General features: G+C 64.8%; 4 protein-coding genes. All 4 read right to left on the bottom strand.

The genetic code is table 11. From position 1 onward, the window contains the following. Positions 1 to 138: 138 nt before the first annotated feature. Positions 139 to 1,338: a tetratricopeptide repeat protein gene (locus tag BQ17_RS07350; RefSeq protein WP_089725713.1), complete on the bottom strand. Its 1,200-nt coding sequence runs from the start codon at positions 1,336 to 1,338 to the stop codon at positions 139 to 141. A 342-nt stretch (positions 1,339 to 1,680) separates the two neighbouring features. After that, positions 1,681 to 2,514, bottom strand: a complete 834-nt coding sequence (locus BQ17_RS23250) for a caspase family protein (protein WP_256091511.1) — start codon at positions 2,512 to 2,514, stop codon at positions 1,681 to 1,683. A 58-nt stretch (positions 2,515 to 2,572) separates the two neighbouring features. Then, positions 2,573 to 4,753: a WD40 repeat domain-containing protein gene (locus tag BQ17_RS07340; protein ID WP_089725708.1), complete on the bottom strand. Its 2,181-nt coding sequence runs from the start codon at positions 4,751 to 4,753 to the stop codon at positions 2,573 to 2,575. 141 nt (positions 4,754 to 4,894) lie between these two features. Continuing rightward, positions 4,895 to 5,086, bottom strand: a 192-nt coding sequence (locus BQ17_RS22455) for a hypothetical protein (RefSeq protein ID WP_218068154.1), incomplete at its 5' end; no start/stop codon positions are given.

The raw sequence follows: 5,086 nt of genomic DNA, 5'->3' as shown, positions 1-5,086 counted from the left end.
TTGGATCTGGCTCGACCGCTGGTTTACCCTTTACTACCACCAACGGCGAATTCTTTCACAATCTCGCTGCGTGGGAACGAGCGTGAAATTTACAGATTTTGTGCCTTAAAATCAGTATCTTAATTTTTAGACATCCTCTCAGGGCACCGGCGGACCGAGCAGATTCCGGTAAGCGGCGATCCGATCCGTCCACTCCGGTCGCGCCGTCTCCAGGCGACTTAGATCCTGCTCGATGGTCGCCCATACCCGGCTGTCCGGATCGGCGAGGGTCCGGGCCTCATCGACGGCGCGCCGGGCCCCCGCCTGATCCCCGGCCAACCAGCGGGTGAGGGCCACCGCCAGCAGGGCGTACCGGCGTTTGGTATCCGGGGCATCCATGGTCAAGGGTCCTTGGGGGTGAGCAAAGACCCACTGGGCGACATTGTCCCCCTCCTGGAATACACCGGTTTCCGAGAGGTGCCGATACAACTGCCCGTGGTAGGAACGGGCTAGATCCAGCCGCCCCGCAAGACGGGCGGCATTGCCCGCATCCAGGCGTGCCAGGAGCAGACGGGGCGCGAGCCGCAGCAGCCCCTCGTAGCGCGTAAGGGCGGCTTGGTAGTCGCCCTGATCCAGGAGCACACCGGCCAGATTGGTAATATATTGTCGCTGGTCGGGGGCCAGCTCGAGGGCCCGCTCATAGTGTTCCTGCGCCGCCGCCAGGTCTCCTGCGTCATGTTCCAATACCCCGAGTGCGAACCAGGCCTGGGCCACCTCAGGATCGAGCTCCAGGGCGCGTTCGTAGTGGGATCGCGCCCGCTTGGTGGCTCCCCTGGCCGCGGCCAATCGACCCAGCATGACCTGGAGCTGGGCGTCGTCCGGGTGATTCCTTGCCATGGCCCGCAGCGCCGTCCCTGCGGCCTCGGCGTCGAAATCCGGGCCCATAGCGGCGAATATCCGGGCCTTGTCCCGTCCGAAATGCGCGGCGGTGCTGTCCGGGTCCCGCTCCAGGGCTTCCTTATAGGCAACCAAGGCAGACTTGTAACGGCCGGTATTCAGATAAGCATCCCCTCGACTCAGGAGAGTGGTGATCTCCGGAGTAACGGTGGTCTCTGGACTAACAGTGGTCTCTGGGCTAACGGTGATCTCCGGGCTAACGGTGATCTCTGGGCTAACGGTGACCTCTGGACTATCGATGGTTTCCGAATCATTGGACGGCCACAACCAATAGCCCAGAGCACCGAACAGTGAGATCGCTGCCGTGACAATTGCCGCCCCGATTGCATTGCCGATCCCTTCGGGAATCCCTGGAGCAATCTTTGCCAAGGCCCGGTGAATCCAGGGTAGCCATTTACGCATAATCCGATTCTCCCAAATTCTCTGGCTCTCACCCTCCAGTCAAATCGCTGGGTTTCGTTCCTCAACCCAGCCTACGGGCTAGGATCCCTTGAGTGACCGGCAGCTTTACAAATGAGTCAAGTTTGTGCATTGCACGAAAAACTCACACTTCGTCAGGTTTCATTAACATTCTTTTTGCCGCAAATAAACGCCAATGAACGCAAATCGAATCGATTCCGAATTTGCGTTTTTTGCGTTCATTTGCGGCTAAAAATTGGTGTCCATTCGCGGTTCTTATCCACGGCGAATCACGCCTCGTCGGTCTGAGGCAAAACCTCGCTAGAAATGATGAACCGGACTCGCTCATGGCTCGGAACCGCGCCGCCGCAGGCCGATGGGGAAGGACTGGCCCTGGAGGTCGCGCATGGGGTGCTGCTCGTAGCGCCAGACCCGGTGACTGATGCGCGGGACCTCTTCCTCCAGGTAATCCGCCAGCTCACTGGTCTCGATGGTACGGTTGTCATTGCCGAGCAGGTCGGCCTGGCCCCGCAGCCCCTCCAGCAGCACATGGGTAAAGACCCCGTGCCCGTCCAACCCCTCCAGGGCGAACTTCCGCTCCGTGGTGCTGGCCAGCATGGCGCGGCCGGTCTTGGCCATCAGGCGGTCGATGGCGGCCCGGTGCTCCAGGGCCGGGCCGCCGCGGTAGAGGGCAGCCAGACGCAGGCCATCCCCGAGTAAGGCGCCGGCGTGGCAGGAATCGATCACGATCAGGCTCTTGCGGGCTTGGACCTGGGCCAGCAGGTCACGCAGCCGGTCCTCGTGCAGGCTGCCCGCCCGCAGGGCCTTGCGGTTGGTATACCGGAGGTCCCAGGGGATAAAGTGATAACGCCCGTCCTGGACCAGGCCGTGACCGGCCAGAAAGAGCACGAACACATCCTCGGGCCCGGCCTTTGCGGCCACGGCTCCGAAGGCCTGGGTGATGCCGGCCAGGGTCGCCTGTTGGTTCACCAGGGGCCGGACATCCACCGCTCGGAAGAGCCCGCGGCCCGCCGCCTTCAGGGCGGCCGCGAAGGCCGCCGCGTCGTCGTCCCCATACTCCAGGGACAGGGCCTGGTCCTGGTAGGGCCCGATGCCTACCGCCAGGCCATGGAGAGCGGGTCGGCGGCGGGCCGCGCCGGTAGCTTGGACCTCCCACACCAGCCAGGGGGAGGCCAGATGGCCCGAGCGGTCGAAGGCCCTCGCCTCGACCCGGTGCTCACCCGGCCCCAGGGTAAAGATCCGGGACTCCTCCCGCTCGATCCAGTCCCGGCCCGGCCCCAGGGTAAAAGGGCCGGGACTCCTCCCGACGGTTGGGCAGGCCCAGGCCGAAGCGGCCCCGCTCATCGCCCTGGCCGATCAGGACTCCATCGACCCGATACTGGATGCGGCCGACGCCGCTGCCCCGGTCTTGCAGCCGGAAGCGGGCCGTGAAATCAGGCCCCGTCACCCGGACCTGGGCCGGACCCAGGCGCTCCAGGCGCGGCGCCTGGGTCCCCGCGAGCAGCCGCTCCAGCCCCCCGCTCTCCTGCAGGGCGGCCTGGGCGAGCTGGGGATACCCGGGGTCCAGGGCCTGGGCCACCAGATCCGGGCGGCGGAAGAGCTCCCCGATCTGGCCGGCATTCAGCAGCTCCCCGGCCCGGTCGGCGCCCCGGTTGCGGTGCCAGCCCATGAGCCGCTCGCCGCCCCCGGCGCTGTGGAAGAAGCCCTCCGGGGTCCAGAGCAACCAGGGGACGGTCGCCGCCTTCCCGCCGTGCTTCCGGGCCCCAATCGCCGCACCGTCCAGGAACAAGGCCAGCCGTTCCCGGCCCTGATTCGCCACCTCGAACCAGCGCAGGCTGCCGTCGCCAAAGGCCGCTACCGCCCAGCGCCCGTCGCCACTGAGCTTGACCATCATGGCTACCGAAGGGGCCGGAACCTTCCAGATCAAGTCACCGTTGCGCTGGTAGAGACGCAGAGACCAGGCCGTACCCAACAGAAAGCGCCCGCCGCCCTTGGCGATATCCAGGCTCCAACTCGTCTCGAATGGTTCCAGTATCAGGGGGTTGCCATTGAGCTTGGGCTCGGTCTTGTGGCGCCAATCGGTGATGGACAGGCCGGATGCCTGGATACGGGGGGGCGCCAGCCGGCGTTGGAGCCGGTGAGGGTCCAGCTCTAGCCGGCGCTCGGCCAGATCCAAGCGCAGGACATGCTTCTTCCATTTCTGATGGGTCCCCAAGACGTCGAAATCGACCTCGACTACCCTGCCGTCATCCGACAAACGCAGCTTATCACTTGGCGTCCGAAAATCCGCAATGGTCGGTCCCTGTCCCCGAATCCGTCTGCCCACGGCGTCCAGCAGGCCCCAGGCCGGGTCCTGGGCGCCGAAGACCAGCCGACCATCGGCCAGGGAAACCAAATCCATGACGGCATCCTTGGCAATAGGGCGTATCCGGGCCGATCCACGACCTGCTTCCGGCCAGCTTACCAAGGGGAGGCCGTGGTCATCCTGGTAACGCCCGGCGGCGAAGAGGGTGCGGCCATTCCGGGACCAGGCGACTGTTGACAGATCGCCCTTGTCCATGTCCGAGGTATCCGGGCTATAGCGCAGGGACAGGTCCGTGCCGGAGAGGACATCCACCGCCGTGCTGTCGTGAAAGCCCACGGCGATGCGGTTGCCATCCGGCGCAAACGCCACGCCAAAGGGCCGCTCCCCGCCCGGGGCCTTTTTCTTGGCAATGAGCCGCAATTTGGAATCATAGAGCCGGATGAATCCATCCATAGAGCTGGTGACCAGCCGCCCTCGACCATCGAAATCGACCCAATAGCTGTCCGCGCCATAATCCGCATCCCGCCCAATCTCGACCCAGCTATCGGTGCGATAGACCCGGATGCCTTCGCCTCCCCACAAGGCCGCCGCCAGCTGGGTGCCATCCGGCGAGAATTCGAGATGCAGAATCACCTCGGGCAGGCCGCCGATGCGTCGTACCAGTGCCCCGGTCGCCCGGTCGAAGAGGTAGATGTTGTGAGACCCGGTACCGGCCTCGGTCCAACCGCCGACGGCCACCAGCCGACCGTCCGGCGACAGCGCCGCCGCGGAGAGCTTGCCTTCGTTGCCTGCCCCGATGGGCGGACGCAGGACCCGCTGGAGCGCGCCCCTCTTCAGGTCCCAGATCCGGGCGGTCTTGTCGTCGGAAGCGGTCACCAGCCAGCGCCCCGCTGCATCCACACCGATGCGCCGGATGGGCGCCGTGTGCTGCCCGGCCTCGATGCGCGGGAAGAGCGCAGTGTGCGACACTGCCCCAATGCGGGAAAAGGGCCGAGTGGGCGGATCGGTGGTCGGGGTGTGGGCGGTGCAGGCGGCAAGCAAGGTAACGGCCAGGAGCAGCAAGGCGGGTGGGAAAAAACGGTCGCGGGACATGGGCGGCGGCCTCCGGGATTCGGATCTTGGTCCTATCTTAACCCGGTCGGTCGGATTAGAAACTGTCTAAGAACTAACTCTAGTAATGCCTGGTTGGCTCCCTCGCCCCCTGGGGGGGGAGAGGGGGGATCAATGGCTTTATCAAGCAAAATCAATGGGTTGGTTTTTTCTCTCGTTCCCACGCGCCGCGTAGGAACGCGGAAGCTCCGCGCCGCGGAGTGTCTCGGAGCGGACCGCGGGGATGTTGCGGTCATCTAGCCTGTGAAAACCATTGGTTAGTGCAGATAACAACCGGAAAGCGAACCACGGATGAACACGGATCGACACGGATGG

The sequence above is a fragment of the Candidatus Thiosymbion oneisti genome (assembly GCF_900092655.1).
Taxonomy (GTDB): Bacteria; Pseudomonadota; Gammaproteobacteria; order Chromatiales; family Chromatiaceae; genus Thiosymbion; species Thiosymbion oneisti.
This window is presented reverse-complemented; position numbering and strand designations above follow the sequence as displayed.

What these genes read in the sequence shown, in the direction of transcription:
- BQ17_RS07350 (WP_089725713.1), bottom strand. Translation starts at nt 1,338, where the DNA reads ATGCGTAAATGGCTACCCTGGATTCACCGGGCCTTGGCAAAGATTGCT.
- BQ17_RS07340 (WP_089725708.1), bottom strand. Translation starts at nt 4,753, where the DNA reads ATGTCCCGCGACCGTTTTTTCCCACCCGCCTTGCTGCTCCTGGCCGTT.